The organism is Occallatibacter sp. (assembly GCF_049510455.1).
GTDB lineage: Bacteria > Acidobacteriota > Terriglobia > Terriglobales > Acidobacteriaceae > Telmatobacter.
The window spans coordinates 16,867-42,414 of record NZ_JBEKYX010000026.1 but is presented as its reverse complement, the minus strand read 5'-3'; the positions used below and the strand labels follow the sequence as shown (position 1 = coordinate 42,414).

The following is a 25,548-nucleotide window of genomic DNA, read 5'->3' as shown; positions in this document are numbered from 1 at the left end:
CGTCAGGTAAGGCTTGTTGGATTTCTGATCGATTAGGGCGACAACCTTCTTGAAGCGATTCAGCAGGAGACTCGAAAGACCATTGCTGCAGCGAACAAGCAGTTCGGCGGCACCGGGCTCGAATGAAATTCGAGCCTTCCCTGCTTCGGCCTCCAGCACAGCCTGTAGTTCGGCTGTCGTGTAAGGATCGACCGGAATCACACACCGGAATTGCTTCAGTAGAGACGCCTGACAGTCATGTTTCGCCGTGCAGCTGGCCATGAACGCGACAGGAGTAACCGGCAACACGACGGTTCTCGCGGCAGGTCCATGGCCAATGACGAACTTCACATCGCCTGTCGATAAGGCTTCGACCAGGCGATCCACGAATTCACGTTTGAGAGTCTGAACATTGGCGACAAAGACCGCCTTGTCGTTAGTGAGCGACGCCGTCAATTCGCCGAGGATCTTGATCGTCGTACAGTCGACGGAATGCCCAACTGTGCCAAGCTTTCGAGCGAATTCTCGCGCAATCGAAGCATTTTGCTCATCATCCTTACCGACTAGCAAGGTGTAGGGAGGCGGCACTCCTTTAGCGTGGTACTCACTGACAAAGTCTTCAAGCGTGGGATGCATCGATTCAGATTATATAAACGACCCCACCCGCCTTAGCGCCCGGGCCGAAGACGAACGATCATTCGTTGCTCGCGAAAAGATTATTGTTTCGTTTCCCGCTTCCTGGCTGCGGCAGGACTGGCGGGTGGCCCATTTCTGACCCGCCAACAAATTGGGTGCCCTAGGTCTCGATTTTGAGACCTGGGATCGCATGAACCCTTCCCTGACTTAGATCACTCCTGATCAACGCGTCTCCGTTGAGCAACACACCCAGCCGGAAGCGCTCGAATAGCTACCGAAGGGCTATTCCATTTCAGCATCCGCAGCCGCCACAGCCCGCCGCGCCAACTCACGAAATGTATCCCGCAGCTCCGGCGGGCTATGCACCACAACGCGTCGTCCCATGCTCAGCAGCATCGCCGCAAACATCTCCAGCCGGTCACGCCCACAGCGCAGCCGCGTGCCACCCTCCTGCGCTTCCATGGCTACGCGAACCGGCCCAAAGCTGCGCGCTGCCACCTCAATCGGCATATCGATCCACACATCAATCTGATAATCCGAAGAAAGGAATGGCATTCGCTCTTCAAGGTATTTGCGTGCATCAAAACCAGCCGGCCTGCGAAATCCCACCGTCCCCACCGCAAGATCCGCCACGCGATCCAACCGAAAAGTCCGCATCGCCTTCCGTGTGAGGCAATGGCCAATCAGGTACCAGCGCCCATCCGTATGCATCAGCGCATACGGCTCAATCTGCCTGCGTGTCGCCGCGCCGTCAATAGCCTCATACCCGAAGCGGATTCTCTTACTCGTACGAATGGCTGTGGCAGCGCGAATCAGGATCTCCACGGAAGTTGAAACCACCCACGGTCCCGGCTCAATCGCCACCACGTCTTCCACCGTGCGCACGCTTTCGAGCAGCGCATCCGGCAGCACGCGCCGCAGCTTCTCAAGCGCGCTCTCCGTTGCCGGCGCAAAGGCCGAAAGCCCAATCTGCCGCAGCGCGCGCAATCCCAGCGAAAGCGCAAAAGCCTCTTCATTGGTCAGCAGCAGCGGCGGCAGCCGGTAACCCGCGCTCGGCCAGCTCCGCGCCACTCACAGAGTCGCGCGCCTGCAGAATCTCCAGGACGGTAAGCACGCGCATAACAGGGTCATACATAGGCACTCCAAAAATTTGGTCCGACGTGGCACCCGGTAGGCCGGGGATTTATCCCCGGCAACAAGCCCCAGCGAAAAGATTGGGCCTTCAGGCCCTGAGGTATGCTCTTCGCCTCAAATGACAGCTTCCGCAGACCTTCGCCGCAATTCGATTCTTTCTTCAATTTACGACAGAACCTGTCGGGAATACCGCGTACTCTCCTAGTTGTGCCTATGGAAGGCAATACACAAGGAGAGACGGAAATGACAACAGCGACAACGGAAGTCAGCGTAATCACGGCAGAGGAACTCCTCAAACACTGGCAGGGACACCGGGGACTCACCCGCAAGGTCATCGAAGCGTTTCCAGAAAACAAGCTCTTCGGGTTCTCCGTCGGCGGCATGCGGCCCTTCTCAGAGCTAGCCTGGGAGTTCATCGGCATGGCCGTACCCATCGTCGATGGCGTCTCCACCGGCAAATGGGTAGAGTTCAACAAGGCAAGAAAGCCCACCACCAAGGAAGAACTGCTTGCTCTCTGGGACGAGCAAACAGCCGAGCTCGACAAGAAATTCCCTGAAATACCCCCGCACCGCTTCAGTGAAGTGGATAAGGCCTTCGGCATGTGGGAAGGTTCCGGACTGAGAACCATTCAGTACGCCATCGACAACGAGATCCACCACCGCGGCCAGGGCTACGTCTACCTCCGCGCGCTCGGCATCGAGCCACCCCATTTCTGGGAGCGCTAATTTCAATGCATAACAAACAACGGCTGCTGACCTCTGAGTCGTCAGCGTCAGCAGCCGCTTCACTTTCAGGAACGAATTTCAAACCGCGCGCGTAATTCCACTTAGCTTATAGTCATCTCAACGCGGAGGCGCGCATGTCTCAGGGTGAAACCGGTACTGTAGCGCTTTGGCGCTTATACACGCTGCGCATCACTTATTTGATTCTCGCCGTAGGCATAGGCACGGCATACTGGCCCAGGGTTCTTCAGCACACGCCGGAGTTCGCCGCCACCAGAGGCATTCAATTAAGCCTGCTCGCGGGCCTCGGCCTCACCGCAGTGCTCGGCCTTCGCTACCCCGTCAAGATGATCCCGCTTCTGCTCTTCGAGCTGATCTGGAAGGCCATTTACCTCACCGCCTTCGCATTGCCTCTCTGGAGAGCCCATCAGATCACAGACGCAGTCGCAGCCGACATTTTTTCCGTGTCGGTTGTAGTGATCTTCCTTCCGCTTATTCCCTGGGGTTACGTATTCCGCGAATTCCTCATGAAGCGCGGCGATCGCTGGCGCTAGCCCGGCTGCTCCGACTGTCGCGCAATCTCCTTCATGCAGCGCAAAAGCCCGTCATCATTGGTCAGAACGCTCCATCCGCGCCGCTGGGCAAGTGCACACAGCAGCATATCCACCGGCCCACATTGCAACCCTTCCTTGCGGCACAGATGATCCAACCTCGCCGCATGAACATAATCCTCCGATTCAATCGGTTCATCGCGGAAAGCTTGCAAATGCTCGCGCAGCCGCTCAAACTGCTCTACGTGTCGGATGCCGGAGAGAACCTCCTGGCGAACAGGTCCAACCATCACTACCAACCCATCCCGGATTCCGTCCGTCAAAGCGCCAACCAGCTTACGCTCATCCTTGGTCAGGCCTTCCACGCCCTGCCGGCGGCGCAATGCCAATGACCATACACAGCTATCGACAAGCACCTTCATCGCTTGTCGACCGTCACCTTATCTCGCCTGCGGCTCTCACTGGCGTCGTACTTCTTGCTGAAATCCACTGTACCGAAGAGATCGAGAATCGCAAGCTGCTTGCGACGTGCCACATACTCCTCAAGAGCCGCTGTGACAGCGTCTTTCTTGGTCGCATGGCCGCCAACGCGTCGCGCTTCATCGATAAGACGATCATCCAAAGCCAGGTTTGTAGGCACGTTACACCTCTCAATGTGTAAATTATCACACATTGTGATGTGTAACTGTCGTGGACCTGCCAAATGATCCGCCCAAACTCCCATCTGGACGGAATCGCCTCAGACCGGTTTAAATCAATGCATCCCGCTTTTCTCGTGAGGCCTCATGCGCCAGCTCTTCGTGTCTCTCAGCGTCCTTGCCTGCAGCGCGCTTTTCTTGCCCGCACAGGACCACACCGTACTCGCCACATCCACCACAGTCGAGTGGGGCCACTACGCTGCCGACGCCAAACCCGCCATCACTGTGCACTCCGGCGACACGGTAAAGCTGCAGACGCTCTCCACCTGCGGCCCCACGGATCGTCTTGTCGCACGCGGCATCAAACGCGAAGACATTCCCGCCTACAACGACGAGGTCTATAAAAATTATCCGGAAAAGGACAAAGGCCCCGGCGGCCACATCCTCACGGGCCCCGTCGCGCTCGAAGAAGCCGAACCGGGCGACGTCCTCGAAGTGCAAATCCTCAAAATCGACATCGACGTGCCCTTCGCCTGCAACAGCTTCGGCCTGCATCGTGGCTTCCTGCCCATGGAATATCCCTACAGCAAAACGCGCATCATCCCGCTCGATCGCGAAAAGATGCTCGCCCACTTCGCACCCGGCATCGAAATCCCGCTGCATCCCTTCTTCGGCAGCATGGGCGTCGCGCCCGGCCAGGGGCGTGTAGACTCCGCGCCGCCCTTCGCGCACGCCGGCAACATGGATAACAAGGAGCTCGTCGCCGGTACAACGCTATTCATTCCCGTAGCCGCCAAAGGCGCGCTCTTCATCGCCGGCGACGGCCACGCAGGGCAAGGAAACGGCGAGGTCGACATCACTGCAATGGAGACCTTCCTCACCGGCACCTTCAAATTCATCGTGCATAAGCAGCAGCCGCTTCTCTGGCCGCGCGCTGAAACGCCCACGCATTACATTACGATGGGTTTCAGCCCCGATCTGAAGGAAGCCACCGAGCACGCCCTGCGCGAGATGATCGACTTCCTCGTCACCGAAAAGCACCTGAGCCGCGACGACGCCTACATGCTCTCATCCGTAGCTGTCGATCTCGACATCACGCAACTCGTCGACGGCAACGTCGGCGTGCATGCCATGCTGCCGAAGAACATCTTTACAACAGGAAAATAACACCGGGTCGATCACCATCGTGGCTCAATATGCGCCTCAGTGTACGTCTACAGAACGGTCGCCTTCATACTCCATGATGTGGAAGTAAGCCTCCCATCCCGTCCACGCGGCGGGCGCGGGTAAGGGAGCCATCGGATCGCGCAGATGATCGGCGTAGGCTTGCACCAGCTCGCGCGTACGCGCCACGCCGGTCAGCCAGTCTCCGCGATACCAGTTTTTCCACTTGCCATATTCGGCTGAGTCCATCTCATGCCGGGCCGTGTCCAGCGCCTGCAACGCCTCATCGGCCTCGTTCTTCGCCTTGTCCGCCTGTCCCGCCTCGGCATCGGTTAGCGCGCGAGCCACCAGCAGCAGCGCGCGGTTGCTCTCCCGGTTGATGGAAATCATCGTCAGCACCGCAGCTTGATAGTAGTCGCGCCGATCCGGCTCAATCAGATCCTTCGCTGCTACCGCGTGATTCCACACCGCATCCCAGCGCGGCTGCGCTTCTTCGCACTCGGCAATATCATGCGCCAGCAGAGCCTTATGTTGCTGCTCATCAATCACGGGCATGACGCGCGGCAGCGTCCACTTCGGCGACTGGCTCGGAATCGCAATCACCTGGTGCTCGCTCAGCTCATCCAGAATCAGCCGCCGAATCTCCGAGTGATAATGCTGGTCGCCTTCTTCGCGCTTGACGGTGCTGAGAGGCGAGGGGCTCAGCGGCGGCGCTGCTGGAGGCGCATTGCCGGCCGAAGTTAAACCCGGAGCGCCGAACGATGTGCGCTCGGACGGAGCCGCAAAGTACTCCTTATAGAGGGCACTCAGCACATCGGCAGACTTTGCGCCGAACTCCTCCGTTGCCCAGCGCCTGTAGAACGCTCCATCCGCGTCGTTTGCTTCCTGCGGAACTCCAGACGGAACCCCACCCCACGCCGTTTCCATCAGCGCGCGGGTTGTCATCGCCACAGGCCGAATGTCACTGGTGTTGACGAGAATGTAGGACGTTGCGCCTGCCTTGATGTAACGGCCCAGCTCTGAGTGGATCACTGAAACCGGCACCATCTCTGAGAGCTGATTCGCATTGCCGTTCATCATCGCCACGTGAAAGTACGCACCCTGCCCAGCCGCCACTTTGCCGCCGTCCTGCATGTCGCCGTAGCCGGTGTCTGCCCACACCAGCGTCACCTCCGGCGGAATCTTGATGTAGCCCTTCTGCGTCAGCCGCGCGCCCTCCTGCCACAGGTCGGTCACAAACTTCGCATCCGGGTACTTTGCGCGCACAATCTTAATCTGCTCGGCAATGGCGTCGCTGATCCGCTGACCCAGCAGCGGATCGTTATCGCGGACGCTCGGGTCCAGTGAGGCATAGCTTGAGTCCGAAAGGCCGCGCAGTCCCACGCTCCACAGAATCTCCTGCCCCGGTTTGTACGTTGCCACTGCATTCGTCCACGCCCGCTCCAGAATCTCCGGGTGTGTGGAGAAGTTGTACGGCACATCGTGCGGCCAGCGCGCCACATTCACGCCCAGCGGAATCGCATGGTGCTGATTCACAATCAGTCCGCGCTCCGTGGCCGCATATACCTGCGCATCGTCGGGAAAAACCCACGTGCCCGGCACCACCATGTTGCCCTTCAGGCGCAGAATCGTCTCGTACACGTTGTCCCATACCTTCAGCGAAATGCCTGTATGCTCGTTCTTTGCCGCCGGAATCCAGCCCGTAAGCTGGTCTTCGTCATTCGGAAAAAATCCGCGATAGCGAAACACCGGCTTCGGGTAAGTCTTGCTGAACTCCGCGGGCAGCGCAATCGAACTCCGCTTCTCCGGCTGTTTATCCGTCCACAGATACATCGGGTCCACGCCCAGCCAGCTCTCGGAGAACTGGTAGATCGCATAGATCGTCCCGCGCATATCCGCGCCAGTCAGGCACACCACACGCTTCTGCTGTTTACCGCTGCCCGGCGCATTGGCAATCGAGAACGCAAACGACTCAGTATCCATCGCACTCACGCAATGCACGCCTGCGGGAATCCGCGACCGCTCGGCAACAAGAATCGCCACCGGCCCCGCATCCTCCAGCCGCTCCACCAGCTTCGGCGCCTGGCCAAAGACTTTGCCGAAATCCGCAAGCAGATCCCGCGTCGCGCGGCGAACCGGTGCAGTCTCCTGCGCGCTCTCCACAATCGTCACGGAGCTATCGATCGTAACGGCCGCAGACGGCGCGGCATAAGCCGGCAGAACCGCCGCCAATAGAAGAACCGGCACGGCAAAAGCCATGCACCGCAGGCAAAATGAACGGACAAGACGGGACAGCATCATCGGTGGCACCTCAATAGAGAGCTGCTCCTCATCGGGCCCACGGAGTCAGAACACAGGATTTAGTTTGCGATGCGAATTATAGCGGAATAACTCCCCCGATGTCCCGCCCGCCCGGCCTACTTCAACTGCATTGAGTACATATTTCCCGTATACGTGCGCGCGCGAATCAGCGGCATATCGTCCTGCGTCAGCCCCACAAAGACATAATCCACCGCATCGCCCTCAGACGATCCCGCCAGCTTGATCAGCTCCTGCATCTGCCCGCCAGGAATCGCAATCCGGTCAATCGGCTGCGAGGGGTCCAGCGACCGATGCACATATAAGTAGCGGCTGTCAGAAGACCATGCCGGGTCCGCGCCCGAATCTCCAGCCAGCGTCTTCCACGTCTTCGCAGCCACATCGTAGAGCCGCACCTGCCGCTGATCCAGCGTCAGCGCCGCAATGTACCGCCCATCCGGAGACCAGCGCGGACTGAATAGCCCGTCCGAGCCGGCAATCTCTTCAATCTTCCCCGTCTTCAGGCTCACAATATGCAGCGTCCGCTCGCTGCTCTCCTTGCCCAGCGCATCGTTCACGCGCCCGTATACCAGCGACTGCCCATCCGCGGACCACGATGGATCCGCCGCATTGCGTTTATCCTTCAGCACAGGCTCCACATCCCCGCCATCCGCCGCCACCAGGGAAACCTGCCACGCCTTGCCCGGCTGTCTCGCCATAATCGCCAGCCGCTTGCCATCCGGTGACCACCGCGCCAAAAATACGTTAAAGGCATCCGGCGTCAGTTGAATCTTCTGCGTGCCATCCGCCGCGGCGCGCCACAACCGGCCCGTGCTGTCCGTCCAGGCCACCCATTGCTTATCGCGCGACCACGCCACCCGATCCGCGGCTCCCAGAAACCCGCGCTCGGCAGCCAGTGCGCCGTCCGCGGTCACCCGGTACACCTCGAATCGCGTATCCACGCCCAGAAAATAGATCGTCTCGCCCGTACGCGCAGCCACCGCCGACTGAAACTGCAGCGGACCATACGTCAGCCGCGTCGGGTTTTTTGTGCTGTTGCCGCCCAGACGCCACAGGTCGGTATTGCCGTCGCGCCCGGACTGAAAGACATACGCGCGCCCATCGGCAGTCCATACGCCGCAGCACTCTGACGCCGGCTCGCTGAATCCCGTCAAAACCGGTCTCGGCGTGCGATCCTTCGCCGACATCTCCCACAGTGTCTGCGTATGCGCAATCGGGTCCAGCACGGTAAACCGCAGCAGCTTGCCCGCCGGGTTCCAGCGCAGCCAAAAGGCCCGTCCCGGCACAGATGCATAGTGCTCCGGCTGGCTTGACGCTCCTTGCATCAGATAGAGGTCGTTCCCCGCGGCATACAGAATCCCATGCGCATCCGTTCCCGCACTGCTTGGCATCCACGTCGCATCATGCGCCAGCACCGCGCCCACCCGCAGTGCCGAGCCCCCATCCACCGGAACCACCCACAACGGCTGTTCCGACTCCGGCGACAGATGATTCCGCAACAACAGTTGCGACCCATCCGGCGAAATATCCCCCAGCGTCGGCGCCGCCACCTCATTTGGAGTGTTCAGATTCACCGGCGTGCCGCCCGAGATCGGCACCGTCGCAATCGCTGACTTGCCGCCCTCCAGCGTCTGCACAAAAATCCGGTAGCCATCCGTGACGCTCGCGGTAAAGTTCTCCGTGATCGCCGAGCCAACGGCCAGGTGCCCATTCTGCGTAAGCGGGCTAATGCGCACTGGCGCATTCCGGGGCACCCTGGCTCCGAAGAAATATCCGGCCAGCACGCCCACCGCTCCTACAAGCAGCGCCAGCGCCGCAACCCTCACCGCTATCGGAGTTTCGCGCGGCTTGAATGCCGAAACCGGTACGGGGACCGACGAAGCAAAAACAGCCGGAACAACAGGAGGCGCAGTGATCGCCGTCAGCTCCCCATGCGCAACCGGCACTGCCGCAACTTCATGCGCTTCAGCCAGGGCGCCGTCGGAAGCCGCCAGATCTTCCTCCGCCGCTGCTGTCAAAGCCACCGAATCCACCGGCGCAATAAATCGGTATCCCCGTCTGGCCAGCGTCTCCACAAAGCGCGGGTTGTCCGCCGAGTCCCGTAGCGCCTCGCGTATCTTATTGATGGCCGTCGCCAGCGAGTGATCGAAATCGACAATCGTGTCGTCGCCCCAGAGCCGGAACTGCAGCTCCTCCCGCGTCACAACCTCACCGGCATGCTCCAGCAGCACAGTCAGCACTTTAAATGGCTGGCTCTGGAGCTTGATCCGGTGACCGGCTCTCCACAGCTCACCTGTGCTGAGGTCTACCTCATACAAACCGAAGGTGAGTCTCGAAGCCGCTTTACCGCTTCGCATGGCAAAAACTCCCACAGCAAAACCACAGATACTGTACCGCGAAGCCGCAACCCTTAAGCTGACGCGGCCACAAGGTTCCCGGCGGCCGGTGTGTTCGTCGCCAGGGGTGTGACCGTCAAGAGCGGCAATCTCGGGCAATACTTAACAGAACCTAATTTCCTGGTTTTGTTCACCCATCCACAAATGTAACACTTCCACCGCTTGGGATGACCGTGGATGACTTACCGCATCCATCTGATAAAGCGGTGTTTAATCGTAGAACAAGAAATGAACGGAAAACGAATTGGAAAGGATTGTGCGGAACATGCCTGTCACCGCATTGTCACCAGCGAAACTTGAAGAGCCCGGCCGGCAACGAATGAGCAGCGGACTCGCTCTGCGAGTGTCTTTGGAGGTAGTACGCAATGCAAAGTACAAAACATACGAAAAGAGTGCTGCGGTTAGCTGGCCTGGTGTCTATGCTGATTATGCTCCTCACCGGGCGGCAGACACTCATCGCACAGAGCGACACCGGCAGCGTTCGCGGAACCATTACCGACCAGACCGGCGCCGCAATTCCAGGCGCAGCGGTCGTGCTCGTGAATTCCGACAATGGATTTACACAAAACGCGGTCGCGGATGCGACAGGCAGCTTCCACTTTGAAGCGGTGCTTCGCGGCAACTATAAAGTGACAGCCAGTGACGCCGGCTTCGAGGGCGCATCGCAGAGCTTCATGCTCAACGTCTCCCAGGTGCAGACGGTGAGTTTCAAGCTGAAGCCGGGTTCCACCTCGACCACGGTTCAAGTCACAGACGCAGCGCCGATTGTGGACCTTTCGACTTCATCGGTCGGAGATGTAATTGAGCCCAAACAAGTCATCGACCTTCCTCTCAACAGCCGCAACTTCACGCAGCTTGCTCTGCTCACCCCCGGCGTGACCCGCGGCGGCTATGGCAGCGCGGCCTCAGGCCAGGGCGGTAACGCTGAAACATGGCGCTACGGCGACAACGGCGGCGCGGCTCTTTCGGTAAACGGCCTGCGCGCGCAGGCGAACAACTTCGAGCTGGACGGCCTGGACAACAACGACGCACTGGTCAATACCATCATCTTCTTCCCACCGGTTGAGGAAACGGACGAGTTTCGCGTAACCACAGCCGTGGCCCCAGCGGAGTTCGGCAAGGCGGGCGGCGCGATTATCCAGTCGTCCATCAAGTCGGGCACCAACCAGTATCACGGATCGCTCTTCTTCTTTGACCGCGACCAGATCTTCGACGCCAATCCAAATTACGCCTTCGGTAATACTCCGCAGGCTGCGCCGCCATATCGCCGTCAGCAGTTCGGCGGCACGCTCGGTGGCCCATTGCCATTCCTGCATCACAAGCTGTTCTTGTTTGGCGGCTACCAGGGCCTACGCTTGATCACGCCCGAGGGTGAATCCTTTCAGTCTGTACCGACACCTCTGATGCGCATGGGTAATTTCTCTGAGCTGATTACAGACAGCACGCAGAATGGCGGGTTTAGCACCGTGGCCCCCAGCGTTCCTTATGCTCCGGTGACGGGTTGCGCCACAACGCCCTCCGCCGTGATGGGCACCATCTATGATCCCGTCACCTGCGCACCGTTCGCCGGCAACATCATTCCCAACGGCCGCATGAGCCAGGTGGCGCAGAATTACCTGAACGCCTTCCCGGCGCAGAACAACGCCAATGGCAGCATTGGCAGCAACTACTTTATCAATCCGCAGGAAACGCAGCACATGAACGACTTTGATGTGCGCATTGACTGGAAGCCGACGGATAAGGACAGCTTCTTCGGGCGTTACAGCTATGGGCTGGATGTTCAGAACAAGGAAAGCCTCTTCCCGAACCTGCCGGCGGGCTTTGGCTCGGGTTACAACCCGGTGCATCCGCGCGGAGAAGCGGTGGGATACACGCGCATCTTCACGCCAAACCTTGTCAATGAGTTCCGCTACGGCCATATCTACGACTTCTTTGGCTACATTCCGCCGTTCGACAATATCCCTGTCTCAGCCAACCTGGGCATCCTGAATGCAAACCGTTCGCCCCTGCTCGGTGGCGGCGCGGCAATCAACGGCGGCTGGCTGGCCTATACAGGGGACGGCGGTGCATACACCGTGCCGCAGGGCGATAACCAGTACGTCGATCAGCTCATCTGGACCCACGGGAAACACAGCTTCCGCTTCGGCGGCAGCATTGAAAAGCGCTATGTCAACTTCTTCCAGGGCAACAACGCCAAGGGCTACTTTGACTGGAGCGGCAATCAGTGGACCGGATTCTCGGTTGCTGACATGCTGGTGGGCTACGTGGACGATTACAGCATCGGCGTGGCCAGCAGCTACTTCGACACGCACAACTGGGAGACTGGCTATTTTGTGCAGGATGACTGGAAGGTAACTCCGCGGCTGACGCTGAACCTTGGCGTGCGCTACGACCTGTACACCTTCCCGTATACATCGCACAACTACCAGTCTGATTTCGACCTGAATCCCTCTTCGCCCACCTTTGCGCAACTGGTGCAGGCGGGAACAAATGGATGGTCGAACAGCCAGGTCAACACCAACCATGGCAACTTTGCTCCGCGCTTCGGTTTTGCGTATGACCTCTTCGGCACCGGCAAGACGTCGGTTCGCGGCGGCTACGGTATTTATTACTTCCAGGACCGCGGTGGCGTAGGCAACCAGCTAAGCAACAACGCTGACTTCAACGGCTCGGTCAGCTATTCCAGCCTGCCGCAGTTGGGCGGCAACCGCATCATGTTCAGCGGCCAGGCTCCGCAGTGCATCACCAACGTTGCAGGGTGCGACAAAACCAATGCCAGTGCAACAGGCGCGCTGCCTCTGCCGGCCTTCGGGTCTACGGTCAATCGTGCGGATCCAACGGGAGTAAGCCTGATCTCAATCCCCAGAAATCTGCCAACCTCCATGATCCAGCAGTTTGATCTGCAGGTGCAGCAACAACTCACGCCATCCACCTCGCTGACCGTCGCTTATGTCGGCACGACCGGGCAGCACCTGATGACCTGGGTCGGACCGAACGCGCAGGTTCTCGGCGAAGCCCCCAACACCTTTTTGTTCCCGAGTTTTGAGGGAATCAATCAAGGCGTTGCCGAGGGAATGTCGAACTACAACGGCCTGCAGGTCTTTTTGAACAGCCGCGGTTTCAAAGGCATTCAGACGACGGCGGCTTACACCTGGTCGCACACGATGAGCAACTCCGAAGGCGCCTTCGGCACCGGCAGCAGCTTGTTCTTTGTCTTCCCAACTGCGGCCTTTACCCCCGGCGCGATGCCGTCGCCAAATCAAGCGCTGCCGGCAAATGTGAGCCTCAAGAACAACTACGGCAACTCCGACCAGGATCAGCGGCAGACCTTCAGCTTCACCGCGCTCGGAGAGCTTCCATTCGGCAAGGGCAAGCGCTTCGCTTCCAATATCCCCACGGCAGTGGACGAGATCATCGGAGGATGGCATCTGAACACGATCGTCACTCTCCAGACCGGCCAGCCGTTCTCCATTACTACCGGCGAGTACTTCTACGACGGCAGCAACGGAGGCGGCGTTTCGCTCCAGGGCGGCGGCTTGACGAACTTCGCCAACGCCAGCGGAAGGGCGCATTACACCAAGAGCCTGCACGCGTGGTTCGACACCTCGCTCTACACGCACCCCGCTGTCATCGACCCCAATGGGCAGGTCAGCACCTTCATTGCGCCCGGCAACACGGCTCGCAATGTAATGACCGGCCCCGCCTACCGCGACGTGGATGCCTCGCTCTTCAAGGACTTCCACATCGTCGAGCGCGTAGCGGGACAGTTCCGCGCTGAGGTCTTCAACCTCTCCAACACACCCGAGTTCACCAATCCCAACGGCAACCTCGATGCCTGCCAGTACACCAGCGGCACAACATCCACATGCCCCGCAAATGCCTCCGGTCTGGACAACGGACACTTCGGACAGATTGAAGGCGTGCGCGCAAACTCTCAGCGTGAAATGCAGCTCGCACTTCGCTTCACCTTCTAATCGGGGTTAGCCTCCCCCTGCGCCGCATGGTTTTAAATCCCATGCGGCGCTTTTTCCACTTCGCGAGGAAGTCTTCCATGAAATTCAGCTCCAGGCTCTCATTCCGTCTCTTTCTCGCGACGCTTTTTCTCGCATCGATCTCCTTCGCCCAATCCGCCAAACCCGTCATTACCAAAATCGATCCCCCCAACTGGTTCGCCGGCCTGCCCACATCGCTCCTCCTCATCCACGGCGAGCACCTCGAAAACACAACCTTCTCCATCCACGGCGCGAAAGCTCACATCACCGAAACCACCATCTCCCCCAACGGCCACTGGGCCTTCGTTCATCTCGATCCCGGCAAAAAGCCAGCCTCCATCCAGCTCATCGCCGCCAACCCCCACGGCATCACCACCACCCCCTACATCCTCTCCGCGCGACGCCCACAATCGGAGCAGCCCAAAGGCTTCAACTCATCCGACGTGATGTACCTCATCATGCCCGACCGCTTCGCCGACGCCGACCCCGCCAACGACGCCCTCCCCGACTTCCGCGATCCCGACGACCGCACCCGAGCCCGCGCCTATCACGGCGGCGACATCCGCGGCATCGAATCCCATCTCGATTACCTCCAGCAGCTCGGCGTCACCACCATCTGGACCACCCCGCTCTACGACAACTCCGCCGAGCAATCCGGCAACAGCTACCACGGCTACAGCGCCACCGACATGTACGCCGTCGATCCGCACCTCGGCACCATGTCTGATCTACAGGCCCTCGTCCGCGCCGCCCACTCCCGCGGCATGAAGATCGTACTCGACACCGTCCCCAACCACGTCGGCCGCGCGCATCCCTGGGCTCAGGACATGCCCACCCCCGACTGGTTCCACGGCACGCCCGCCTCGCACATCCAGGCGCAATACGATTTCATGACCATCGTCGATCCCAACGGCAACGTTGCCACGCGCACCGCCGTCCTCAACGGATGGTTCGCCAACTCGCTCCCCGATCTCAACCAGGACTCCCCGCTCGTCGCCCAATACCTCACCCAGAACGCCATCTGGTGGATCGAAACCGCCGGCATCGACGGCTTCCGCCTCGATACCTTCCCTTACGTCCCGCGCAGCTTCTGGCACACCTATAACGGCACCCTCCATCAGCTCTACCCGCAGTTCACTGACGTAGGCGAAGTTTTCGACGGTGATCCCAAAGTCACCAGCTTCTTTGCCGGTGGCCGCGCCAACCAGGGCTCTGACGGCACAGTCGACACCCTCCTCGACACGCCCTTCGATTACCCCATGTTCTTCGCGCTCCGCGGCGCTCTCACCCGCAAGAAGCCCATGACCGCCATCGCAGATGTCCTCAAGCAGGACGCGCTCTACCCACACCCCGAGCGCCTGGTCACCTTCTTCGGCAATCACGACAACAAGCGCTTCCTATCCGAGCCCGGCGCCGACCCGGCGGCCTTGCGCCTCGGCTTCGGCCTTCTTGCCACGCTTCGAGGAATGCCCCAGCTCTATTACGGCGACGAGATAGCCATGAGCGGCGGCAACGATCCCGACAACCGCCGCGACTTTCCCGGCGGATTTCCGCAGGACCAATCAGGCAGCTCCAATCAAACCAAATCCGACGCCTTCACCCAATCCGGCCGAACAGACGCCGAACAAGCCATGGAGACCTGGGTCAGCTCCCTGTTGCAGCTCCGCGCTCACACGCCCGCACTCCAGACCGGCCAGCTCGCCGTCCTTTCCGCCGACGACAACATTCTCGCCTTCGTCCGCGGCGCAGACCTCTCCAGCGCATGCTCACAGCAACCCCGCTACATCATCGCCGCCAACTCCGACACCGCCCCGCACGACATCGCCATCCCTCTCGCCGCCGCACCGCTCGCCGGCTGCACCCGCTTTACGCCCGCACTCGAAACCCCTGCCGAAGCCCACTCCACCGCCGGACAGCTCCAGATTCATCTCCCTGCGCAGCAGATCGCCATCCTCCGCGCGGAACCATAGTCACTCAGTGGGGCACAACCCTGTGCCCCACTGCCCGGACCAATTTCAACACAGGAAAGCCCTGTGTCAGCTCTGTCCGGAAGCGCACAAATAGAAGAGTATATTCATATTTTCATAGAAATATGCAGGGAACAGAAGAAACCTATACGGCCAGTTACGTATAGGCGGTTAAAAAAGTTTCCTGATAAATAGCGATTTTTATGGTTTTCTTATGTGTTTTCCCTGATTTTAACCTTCTCCGTGCCGTTGATCCCAATTTGGCATGCAAATTGCATAGTGATGGTCAGCCTCCTCATATTGATTCATTACCGCATACCGCTTTCATGCTGCAATTTCAAAGCCTGCCAAGGAGACGGACTCGATGTCGCTTTACTGCTCCCACACCTTCTCACACAAGCCAGCCCGCGTTTCTGCGCTGCTGTCTATTCTATTGTTAACGTTGTTCTTAGCTGGCGGAGCCTCGAAGCTCTACAGTCAAGGAATCACCACAGGCGGAATCAGCGGCACCGTCGTTGATCCCAAAGGCGCTGTGATCCCCGGCGCGCAGATCAAAGTGATCGATATTGCTACCGGCGGGATTTACACACAAACCTCGCGCTCCGATGGTGAATTCAATGTGCTGACGCTGCCGATCGGCAAGTATAAGCTGTCGATTACGGCGCCCGGATTTGAGGTTTTGACAGTCAATGACCTGACCATAGACGTCGGCACGCTCTCGCTGGGCACTGAGGCTCTTAAGATCGGCCAGGGCGTTGAAACCGTGGAGGCCAGCGCCATTGCGCCGCTGTTGAACACGGAAGAGTCGCAGCTCGGGGTAACGCTGGAATCGGAGCAGCTTGAAAATCTGCCCTTCGGCGGCGGATTCGATACGGCCGCGCTGCTCACGCCGGGTGTCGCCATTACACACGCCAACAGCTTCTCCAATAACAACGGCGCTTACGGCGGCTTCTCCTCGCAGGGTCAGCGCGGCCGCGCCAATAACTTCGAAATTGACGGCCAGTCGAATAACGACAACTCTGTTGCCGGTCCGCAGGTCTTTTTCGCGAACCAGGACGCGCTCGCCGGCGTCGAAGTCATCACCAATAACTTCAGCGCGGAGTATGGACGCAACGCCGGTTCGGTGGTCAACTACCTCACCAAATCCGGCACCAACAAGTTCCACGGTTCAGCCTTTGAGTTTTATGAAGGCAACTGGGGCGAGTCCTTCGCCCAGGGCCAGAAGTCGCCCTTCCTCGGCTATTGCGCCTCCGGCCAGAACCCCACCACAACGGGCTGCGTTGTTCCCACTCTGCCCCGCTATGTGGACAACGTCTTCGGATACACCATCGGCGGCCCGGTCTGGAGGGACAAGCTGTGGTTCTTCTCGAGCGGCCTTTGGAATCGGTTCCGTAATGGCGGTGGCACATCGCTGAGTGGTCCGTCCACCCTCACACCGGACCCCACTGGCCTGACTGAGCTGCAGGCTGCCTTCCCGAACGATCCGGGCGTGGCGGCGGAAGTGAACAGTGGCCCCTATTCCATCAAGACCGGCAACCCCAGACCCGTTGGAACCCCGGTCCAGGTTCCTGTTACCGATGCATCCGGCAACTCGGCGACAATCGAAATGGCCGAAATCGGCCGCAGCGTTCCCTCGCTGACGAACGACGAGGAGCTGCTGGAGCGCGCGGACTGGCAGCCGACGAGCAAGGATCACGCATTCCTTCGCTTCTTCTACCAGAACGATCCGGTCTTGAATGCCGGTGGCAGCGTAGTGGCAGGCGCCTGGTACAACGTGCCGGATACAGCGTATTCGGTTGGCGCGGACTGGAGCCGCACGTTTACCCCCAGCCTGGTAAACCAGCTTCGCTACTCTTTCCAGCAGACGGCGGTTCTGTTCGAGGCCGGCGGCCAGCCAGGCTGCGTATGGACCACGCCTGAGAATTGCACCGCCTCGATCGGCATCAACGGGAACGTCTCGGCAAACCAGACAGCCTTTACTATTCTTGGCTTCGGATATCCTACCAATATCCCCCAGGGCCGCACGGTCAAGGTGACACAGGCGCAGGACAACCTCACCTGGACCAAAGGCAAGCAGACCATCCTGATCGGCGGCGAGTGGGATTATCAGAACTCACCGAATCCCTTCGTGCCCGACTGGAACGGTGGATTTAGCTTCAACCCCGCAACTATCGGCGCTGGCACGCCGGTGACCGGCTTCGGCACATTCCTGAGCGGCCAGGGCCAGTTGTCGATTGCCAACGCCAACGGCTTCACCACCAAATTTACCGAGCAGGATGCCTCGGCTTACTTCCAGGACGACTGGAAGGTCACGCCGACGCTGACCCTCAACCTCGGCGTCCGCTGGGAGTTCTTCGGTCAGGCTATCAACCTGCTGCACAATGAGACCGTAGCGCGCGAAACCAACCCCAGCACGGCCTTCTGGGACATGTCGCTTCCGCTCTATGTTCGTACCGCCGCCTCGGCTCCGAATCACTGGAAGCAGTACCAGCCGCGCCTCGGCCTAGCTTTCAACCCGGCCTTCGACAGGAAGCTCGTGGTCCGCGCCGGTTTTTCCATGAACTTCGATCCCGCCTTCTATAACATGTTCCTCAACGTGGCCACCTCGGCTCCCGTGATCAATCTGGGGAACATCTCAGGCTGCGGCATCAGCGTCCAGTGCCTGCCGAGCGGCGGCGCCACCGGTTCCCTGGTGCGTGCGCAGGCCTTGCAGTATCTCCCCGTCGGTCCTACTCAGGATCCCGGCGCGCGCAGCGTGACGACGACCAGCCCGAACTTCCACGACCCGTACACAGAGTCCTGGCTCTTCGGCTTCTCCCACCAGATCGGCTCTAAGGCGGTCCTCGAAATCGACTATGTCGGTAACCACCAGGTGGGCAACTTCCAGTCGCAAAACTCCAACCCGTACCTTGCCGTGCTGCAGCAGTACTACCCCACTCAGGCTCCGGTAACCCTTTGCAGCACCGCAGGCGCGGTAGGCCAGGGAAATCTGGACTGCAACCGCAGCGTCGTGTCAAGTTTCACGAACGGCGCCTTCGCCGTCTTTAACTCGCTTGAGTCCAAGATCACCACCAAGAGCTGGCATGGGCTGACTTCGACCACCAGCTTCACGTACAGCAAGACCATCGACAACAGTTCCGAGGTGTATAGCACCGGGGGGGGCGGCAATACCATCGCCTACGCGGAGAATCCGCTGAACCCGAACGAGCCGGAGCGCGGTGTCAGCGGCGATTCCTATAAATACATCGCATCCTCCGGCTTCGACTATGTGCTGCCCGGCTATCGCAGCGGCCTTGGTCTCCTCGGTCGTGCGCTGAGCGGCTACCGCCTGGACACCATCTGGACCCTCAACACCGGCCAGCCGCTGAGCCTCTATCAGACCGGGTTCTTCGGAAACAATCCTCAGGACGGCCCTTATGATCCGACAGGCCCCGGACCGGCCTGGGAGAGCTACTCCGATCAGGCCTTTTCAAACGCTATGGTCGGTGCGGACACCATACGTCCGATCATGGGCAACCCCAAAGCGCCGATGAACTCGGTGGCCGTTATCGATAACGGCTCTATCTGCGGAACTGCCGGAGCCTATGTCAACTATGCTCAGTACAACGCCGGAAACTGCGTGACAGGCAGTCCGTCGAGCTTCCACTGGATTCGCAATACGGCCTATGCCAACGCGGCGCTCGGGCAGACCCCGTACACCACCGTGGGGCGCAATAACATTCGCGGGCAGGCGTGGAACAACTTCGATGCAACACTGCAGAAGGTGACCCGCTTGTCTGAGCGTTTGACGATGACGCTGTCGCTCATCGACTACAACGCGCTGAACCGGCAGTACCTGGGTTCGCCAACCTCCTTCATCGACGACGCGGGTTCCTCCTTCATGGACTTCCGCTACAACTACGGCAGCAACCGCAATACCCAGCTCAAGGTTCAGTTCCAGTTCTAAAAAAACCTCGAAGCTGAACACATCGGGCGCTCTCTTTCGAGAGCGCCCGATGTGTTGCCGTTACTTTAGTGCAAAATCTCCTAAGAAACTTTGCATGGAATTAGGCCCTTTTGTGACACACTCATAATCAGTAGAAAAAAGGCCCGAATCCCACCGGATTCGGGCCTTTGCGTTTTGCGGTTCTATGGACTGCACAGTTTCAGAATAAAGATCGTATGAAGATTTATATAAGAAGTGTGAAGACGCTCGCAACACGCACAAATCAAATCATTTCGGGCTCAGACCTGCACAGGATAACGTATGCCGGAAACAAAAAACCTAAGCCGGAACCTGCATAAACTCGAGCGCGCGGATCAGATACTGCTTCAGTTTCTTGCGCGACACCACGGCATCCAGAAATCCCTTTTCCAGCAGAAACTCCGAGCGCTGAAAACCCTCCGGCAGCTTCTGGCGAATGGTCTGTTCAATGACTCGCGGCCCGGCAAAGCCGATCAGCGCGCCCGGCTCGGCGACATTCAGATCGCCCAGCATGGCAAAGCTGGCCGTCACGCCGCCGTACGTCGGATGCGTAAGAACACAGGTATAAGGAATGCGCGCGTCATCCAGCTCAGCCAGTCCAGAGGAGATCTTGGCCATCTGCAGCAGGCTCACAATACCCTCCTGCATGCGTGCGCCGCCGGAAGAAGCAACAATAATGAGAGGCCTGCGCCCCGCCAGCGATCGATCGATGGCCCGCGCAATGGTCTCGCCCACAACCGCGCCCATCGAGCCGCCCGCAAAGGCGTATTCCATCACGCTCAGCACAACTGGGATCGGCCCAAGGTCACCCACAGCATTCAATATGGCGTCATCGAGGCCCGTCTGCTTGCGTCCCTGCTCCAGGCGCAGCTTATAGGGCTTGATGTCCGTAAAGTTGAGCGGATCGGTAGAACGAAGTCCCTGATCTACCAGTTCGTAACCGGGTTCCAGCAGCGACGCAACGCGCTCCTGCGCATCCATCGCAAAATGGTGTTGGCAGTTGGGGCAAACGTTGAGATTGGCCTCCAGATCAGCTTTCCAGATGGGCGGCCGACAGCCGGGGCACTTGACCCACAGACCGTCTGTTCTAACCCGCCGCTCGGCATCGTCGCCTTCAAGTGCCGGAGCGGACGTCAAATCTGCGTTTTCGCGCTTAAACCAGGACATAGCGTCTTGGCTATTGTAAATGGCCGGATGCCGCGAACGGTCTTATCCTGCATTCGCGCTGGAAATAGCTATACATATTCCCAAAATGCTTTACGATAATCCGAGCAAAGGAAACGCAACACGCATGTCCAATATCCCCGCCGCTAAGGCCAATATCGACTCACGCATCCTGGTTCAAACCGCCGCTCAGGCGGCTGAAGACAAAAAGGGCGCAGACACCCGCATCCTGGCGCTTGACGCCGCGGACTCCGGTCTCGCGGACTTCTTCCTCATCACCTCCGCCACCAACAATCGCCAGACGCTTGCCATTGCCGACGAGATCGAACTGCGGATCAAGCGCGAATACGGCATCTACCCGAACTCAGTTGAAGGTCGCCGCCAGGGCGAGTGGATACTGCTCGATTACATCGATTTCGTCGTGCATGTTTTTCTTGCCGAGAAGCGCGCCTTCTACGACATCGAGCGGTTGCGGAAGTCCGCGCGTCCGCTGACGCCCGCGGAGTTCGATGAAGAGTTAAAGGCTGCGCTCGCCGAAAAGACCCGCGCTTCCCGCGCCAAGGCAAAGCCCGCGGCAAGGAAGTCAGCTCCGGCAAAGGCTGCAAAAAAAGCGGTGGCTAAAAAGACCTCTGCGAAGCCCGCAAAGAAAACCTCGGCCAGGCCGGCAGCAAAGAAAGCCGTCGCAAAGAAGTCCGCGAAGAAGTCCGCAAAGAAGAAATAGGCTCTCGACAAAAAGCTTCGAGCAATAAAAAGGCGTCCGCTATGCGGACGCCTTTTGTGTTTGGTCAAGCGCCGGAGTTCCCCGGCGCCGGCGGTTAGAAGACGAACTTGCCGTGGACCACCAGCAGACGCTGCGTGACCGCCGCGCCCTGAAACGAACCGTACGGGCTGGTCGGCGGAGAGAGCGTGCTGGAGACTACGCCTAAGGATGACACGCCGGACGAGCCGCCCGGTGCTCCGAAGTTTGCATGGTTGAAGAGGTTGTAAGCGTCCGCACCAAGCGAGAAGGAGAAACGCTCCAGGTTCACAAATTTTTTCGAGAGGTTAATGTCTGTGTCGGCAAAGTGCGGTCCAAAGAGCGCATTGCGGCGCAGGTTACCAAAGTCCGCCTGTGTACTTGGATCACCAAACTGCGTCATGTCCAGGCAGGACGTTTGAACAGCAGCCCCGAGGGCAGGAAGGCAACCCTTCGGATTTGAAATAGATGTGTTCGTGAGCTGCCTACGGGGTACATTCGCGTCCACCATGAACGTGGTGCTCACGTTGGTGTAACCGGCGTTGCCAAGGACCGCATTGGTGATCGAGAAGGGCAGACCGCTGTGATAGTACGTCTTGCCGCCTATCACCCAGCCGCCGGCAACCGAATCGAGGTACTTGTGACCCTTGATGTGCGATTCCGTATAGACCAGGTCGGCGCTCAGGTTATTGCGAACATCGTAGTCCGAGTTCGAGTAGTTGAGGTTGCCAGAGCCCAGTGTAGGAGTGAGCTGGCCCACGATAGAACCGCCATTGAAAACCTCGCCGGTGCCGCCGTTCGAGATCATGTCGAGCGCGTGGCTGTAGGTGTAGTTCATCTGGCTGGTGATTCCGTGACCGATATGCTTCCAGGTGACCATTGCGGCGTTGTAGTTGGAGTGTGCGTTGTTGGTGTAAGCCGTAACCCTGCTGAAGCTCGGGTCGGCCGGCGTGTTGGGCACACCATTCAGGGTCGGGAAAACGCCGGCATCCCACTGGTCGTCGCCAAGAGCGTTGTAGTAGCCGGTGGCAGCGTTCAGGTCGCCATTCTGGAGCACTTCATCAAAGCCATAGTTGCCGGCATAGGTCACGATGACCGCGTCTTGCCTACCGATCTGGCGCTGCAACTGCAGGTTGTATTCCAGGTATTCCGGGCTCTTGAAAGTGCCCGGGATATAGGCATTGATGGTCGGTGGAGTAAAGGTTAGGATGCCCTGGTTGACCAGCGCGTTGTTGATCTGTGTGACATTCTGGCCGCTCGTGAAGCCTGCCTGCGTTGCGGTGTTCGCCGCCGCACTATTGGCCGTAACGCCACTCGGGGCGGTGTTGTTGAGGTTGCCGCTGAGCACCGCAACCTGATTTACGTTGGGGAAATTCTGGATGATGCCGTCGATAAAGGCAGCGGGATACAGATCGCTGAACCAGCCTACACCGCCACGAATTTCCGTCCTGCCGTCAATGGAATAATTGAAGCCGAAGCGCGGCTGAAAGTTGATGGCCTGAACTCCGGGGAAGGCATTTGCGTTCTGGGCTCTGATCGAGCCGCCATCGGCAAAGTTATAAGGCTGTGTAAGTGAGGCTGCGCTGGCCGGGAAGTTTCCGACGTACGAAGAGAAGCAGCTCTGATGGCAGAGCGGGTTGCCCGTGCGATCGACACGCGCGCCAATGGTCAGCTTCAGTTTGGGAGAAGCCTGCCACTCATCCTGGACATACACACCCAGGTTGTAGAGGGCCAGGTGGGCGGTGGTATCGGCCGCATAGTTCTGGACATATTCACCCGCTCCAGGGGAAATGGCGCCGCTGTAGAAGGTACCCAGGGTAACTGCTTCTACGAACGGAAAGTCGGTGAGTTCCTGCGCATCGAAATCGGTTATCAAATCGCGGCGGAAGTTGGCGCCGAACTTGATGGTGTTCTTGCCATGAATCCAACTGAAATCGTCTTCGAGCTGGTACTGGGTAACGTTGCGGCCCTGAGGAAAGGCGTCAGGAACACCCAGACCGGCGAGACCGAGCGAAGCAGAAGTGCCGCTGCCATCAAGACCGGCATCGGGAGTAAAGCTCCAGGGGAAGACTGCCTGCGCCGCTGCAACGTTCTGAGGTCCGAAGTAGGCCGTATACCAGTTGGCCGCTGCCACAAACACGTTTGTCTTGGTGGGGCTGAAGACATAGCTGTCGTTGAACTGGCCTTCGTACTCCGGCTGGATGGAAATGGTGCTGAATTCCGGATTGATAAAGCTGGTCGAGGTCGGTTGAGAACCGCGATCCATCTTGTACCTGCCGTAAATCCTGTGTTTGTCGCTGATATTCCAGTCAGCGCGACCGGTAAAAAGCCATTCCTCATTGATGTTGTTGGTCTCGGCGAAAGCCTGCGTCATGCAAGGTGTATTTACGCCGAAAGTGCCGCCGCCGGGTGCCGGTGTGCCGGTCACATTACCGCAACCGCCCGCATTGGTGGTCAGGTCAACAGGCTGCGCGGCGCTGTAGGAAGGGGCGCCCTGATATGCCGCAAACGCCTGATTGTACAAAGGCACATCACTCGCCGGGATGTTAGCCAGCGTGGCTGCCTGGAACTGCGTTGAGGGGTAGTTGACCAAGCCAGATGCGCCGGGCAGAACATAACGCAGGCCTTCATAGTCGGCAAAGAAGAAGAGCCTGTCCTTGATGATGGGGCCGCCTACGTTGGCCGCCCATTCATTGGAGACCGCGTGAGGCCGGGGGGCGTCGTTGTAGTTGTTGAACCAGCCGTTGGCATTCAGCAGGGTGCCGTTCCAGTTGTAGTCCGCCATGCCGTGGAATTTGTTGGTACCGGACTTGGTGGTGTAGTTGACGGTGGCGCCGGCCGCGCGGCCATACTGCGAGTTGTAACCGTTCTGGACTACCGTTGCTTCGGCGAGCTCACCTTGACCGAGCGTCAGGTTCGAGCTGCCCGAGTTGTTCAGGTTGAGGAACGGATCCTGGTTGTCGAAACCATTCATCACAAAAAGGTTTGAGATGCCCGGCAGGCCCTCTGAACTGAAGTTGCCATACGTACCACCCGAGTTCACCACAACGCCAGGAGCCGTAAAGGCAATCGTTGTCACGTCGCCGCCAGGCGTAGGCAGGGATTCAATCTGCTCTGAGTTAAAGGTGGTCGCCAGCGCCACGTTCTGCGTGTCTACCAGGGGCAGTGTAGTGGCGCTTACCTCGATGATCGTCTTATCTGCCGTCGGAGTCACCTTGATATCCGCAGGCAGCGTAGCGCCGAGTAGCACCGTTATCTCCGTAGTCTCCGACTGGAGGCCTGCCGAAGTTGCCGAAACTTTGTAGGTGCCAGGCACAAGCTGAGGCGCGGTATAGCGTCCCTCGGCGTTGGTCGTAACAACCAGCTTGGCATTGGTGCCAGCATTGATAACCGTCACCATGGCGTTGGGCACTACTGCGCCGCTTGAGTCGGCAACCACGCCGCTGATGGCGCCCGTGACTGCCGTTTGAGCATGGGCGACCGGAGCGGGCACCACCATCGCCATACCGGCGAAAGTAAGCAGGCTCAGAGCCAGTGCCGCGCCCTGCAATTTGATAAATCGCATGGAAACTCCTCCAAATCTATGGGAACGAAGCCTTTAAAGGCTGTTCGCTCCGTGGGTCATCCTCAACGTTTTGCCGGCAAAGGCCGCCAAAACAAACAATCACAGCAAATTAGCTCCCTGACAGAGGGAGCCACGTTCTTAACTCTTATCTGTTGTTTGCTATGTTTCTTTTGGTCCGTGCGTTCGTTAACGTTCACGCCCCCGAGGACAACAAAGTTACACATAGCATCGTTTCTATTGCATGAGACTTGCCAAATCTTTACCTGCATGCACAATACATCTTTTCTATAGAAAACAAACGGTTTCTGAATTATGAATATTTCTTTATTTTTAAGAGCACTACGGAATTTCATAGATTAGGGGCTTCTTATTCCATAAATTGTGTGGATTCCTTGTTTAATTTATTTCCGGAAGGCCCTTTCATCTGACCCAGACGAACAAGCAACGGCGCGGCAATCAGTCGTAAATAATCCGTGGCGTTTCCGTAAGGAAGCCGTATGGTATCCTTAGTCCCAAGGGCTGGTACGATCCATGCGTATCCAAGCACATTCCGCTATGCCGCTCCTGTCCTCCATCCGGCGCTGGTCGCGTGTCCGGTTGTGTGGCCTCTGCCCGCTTCG

The 25,548-nt window shown here is 58.8% G+C and carries 16 protein-coding genes; 7 read left to right on the top strand and 9 right to left on the bottom strand.

Annotated elements, in window-relative coordinates; all coding sequences use genetic code 11:
• The 3 genes from ABSG47_RS06890 to ABSG47_RS06880 form a co-directional block, all read right to left on the bottom strand.
• The coding region (locus ABSG47_RS06890; RefSeq protein WP_424168134.1) for a DNA polymerase III subunit delta at positions 1-615 on the bottom strand (615 nt) is incomplete at its 3' end.
• A gap of 282 nt (positions 616-897) precedes the next feature.
• Positions 898-1,686 carry a helix-turn-helix transcriptional regulator gene (locus ABSG47_RS06885; RefSeq protein ID WP_424168131.1) on the bottom strand — a complete coding sequence of 263 codons (789 nt, stop codon included), beginning with the start codon at positions 1,684-1,686 and terminating at the stop codon, positions 898-900.
• Positions 1,628-1,750 carry a hypothetical protein gene (locus ABSG47_RS06880; protein ID WP_424168129.1) on the bottom strand — a complete coding sequence of 41 codons (123 nt, stop codon included), beginning with the start codon at positions 1,748-1,750 and terminating at the stop codon, positions 1,628-1,630. Before ABSG47_RS06880 ends, ABSG47_RS06885 begins: the two co-directional genes overlap by 59 nt.
• Before the next feature lie 242 nt (positions 1,751-1,992).
• Here ABSG47_RS06880 and ABSG47_RS06875 point away from each other — a divergent pair, with 242 nt between their 5' ends.
• Positions 1,993-2,475, top strand: coding sequence for a DinB family protein (locus ABSG47_RS06875; RefSeq protein WP_424168126.1), 483 nt, complete (start codon positions 1,993-1,995; stop codon positions 2,473-2,475).
• A gap of 134 nt (positions 2,476-2,609) precedes the next feature.
• Positions 2,610-3,026 carry a hypothetical protein gene (locus tag ABSG47_RS06870; RefSeq protein WP_424168123.1) on the top strand — a complete coding sequence of 139 codons (417 nt, stop codon included), beginning with the start codon at positions 2,610-2,612 and terminating at the stop codon, positions 3,024-3,026.
• On the opposite strand, the gene ABSG47_RS06865 is transcribed toward ABSG47_RS06870, so the two are convergent.
• Positions 3,023-3,445: a PIN domain-containing protein gene (locus ABSG47_RS06865; RefSeq protein WP_424168120.1), complete on the bottom strand. Its 423-nt coding sequence runs from the start codon at positions 3,443-3,445 to the stop codon at positions 3,023-3,025. The two genes, ABSG47_RS06870 and ABSG47_RS06865, sit on opposite strands and share 4 nt — an antisense overlap.
• Positions 3,442-3,663 carry a type II toxin-antitoxin system VapB family antitoxin gene (locus ABSG47_RS06860; protein WP_424168117.1) on the bottom strand — a complete coding sequence of 74 codons (222 nt, stop codon included), beginning with the start codon at positions 3,661-3,663 and terminating at the stop codon, positions 3,442-3,444. Before ABSG47_RS06860 ends, ABSG47_RS06865 begins: the two co-directional genes overlap by 4 nt.
• Before the next feature lie 145 nt (positions 3,664-3,808).
• On the opposite strand from ABSG47_RS06860, the gene ABSG47_RS06855 reads away from it, so the two are divergent.
• Positions 3,809-4,828 carry an acetamidase/formamidase family protein gene (locus ABSG47_RS06855; protein WP_424168114.1) on the top strand — a complete coding sequence of 340 codons (1,020 nt, stop codon included), beginning with the start codon at positions 3,809-3,811 and terminating at the stop codon, positions 4,826-4,828.
• A 36-nt stretch (positions 4,829-4,864) separates the two neighbouring features.
• Here ABSG47_RS06855 and ABSG47_RS06850 read toward each other — a convergent pair whose 3' ends face one another.
• Together ABSG47_RS06850 and ABSG47_RS06845 are read right to left on the bottom strand one after the other, a co-directional pair.
• Positions 4,865-7,126, bottom strand: a complete 2,262-nt coding sequence (locus tag ABSG47_RS06850; RefSeq protein WP_424168111.1) for a glycosyl hydrolase 115 family protein — start codon at positions 7,124-7,126, stop codon at positions 4,865-4,867.
• Between the two features lie 116 nt (positions 7,127-7,242).
• Positions 7,243-9,501 (bottom strand): winged helix-turn-helix domain-containing protein, encoded by a 2,259-nt coding sequence (locus ABSG47_RS06845; RefSeq protein WP_424168108.1) that lies wholly within the window; start codon positions 9,499-9,501, stop codon positions 7,243-7,245.
• 404 nt (positions 9,502-9,905) lie between these two features.
• Between ABSG47_RS06845 and ABSG47_RS06840 the strand changes: the two genes are divergently transcribed.
• From ABSG47_RS06840 to ABSG47_RS06830, 3 genes are all read left to right on the top strand, one after another.
• Positions 9,906-13,514 (top strand): TonB-dependent receptor, encoded by a 3,609-nt coding sequence (locus ABSG47_RS06840; RefSeq protein WP_424168106.1) that lies wholly within the window; start codon positions 9,906-9,908, stop codon positions 13,512-13,514.
• Positions 13,515-13,591: 77 nt separating this feature from the next.
• Positions 13,592-15,502, top strand: a complete 1,911-nt coding sequence (locus tag ABSG47_RS06835; RefSeq protein WP_424168103.1) for an alpha-amylase family glycosyl hydrolase — start codon at positions 13,592-13,594, stop codon at positions 15,500-15,502.
• Positions 15,503-15,863: 361 nt separating this feature from the next.
• Positions 15,864-19,445 carry a TonB-dependent receptor gene (locus tag ABSG47_RS06830; RefSeq protein ID WP_424168100.1) on the top strand — a complete coding sequence of 1,194 codons (3,582 nt, stop codon included), beginning with the start codon at positions 15,864-15,866 and terminating at the stop codon, positions 19,443-19,445.
• A gap of 318 nt (positions 19,446-19,763) precedes the next feature.
• On the opposite strand, the gene accD is transcribed toward ABSG47_RS06830, so the two are convergent.
• The gene (gene accD, locus ABSG47_RS06825) at positions 19,764-20,630 is read right to left on the bottom strand and encodes an acetyl-CoA carboxylase, carboxyltransferase subunit beta (protein WP_424168097.1); all 867 of its coding nucleotides are present in this window, start codon (positions 20,628-20,630) and stop codon (positions 19,764-19,766) included.
• 124 nt (positions 20,631-20,754) lie between these two features.
• Between accD and rsfS the strand changes: the two genes are divergently transcribed.
• Positions 20,755-21,348: a ribosome silencing factor gene (gene rsfS / locus ABSG47_RS06820; protein ID WP_424168095.1), complete on the top strand. Its 594-nt coding sequence runs from the start codon at positions 20,755-20,757 to the stop codon at positions 21,346-21,348.
• Positions 21,349-21,442: 94 nt separating this feature from the next.
• Here the strand turns inward: rsfS and ABSG47_RS06815 are convergent, their stop codons facing one another.
• Positions 21,443-24,928 carry a TonB-dependent receptor gene (locus ABSG47_RS06815; RefSeq protein ID WP_424168092.1) on the bottom strand — a complete coding sequence of 1,162 codons (3,486 nt, stop codon included), beginning with the start codon at positions 24,926-24,928 and terminating at the stop codon, positions 21,443-21,445.
• Positions 24,929-25,548 lie beyond the last annotated feature (620 nt).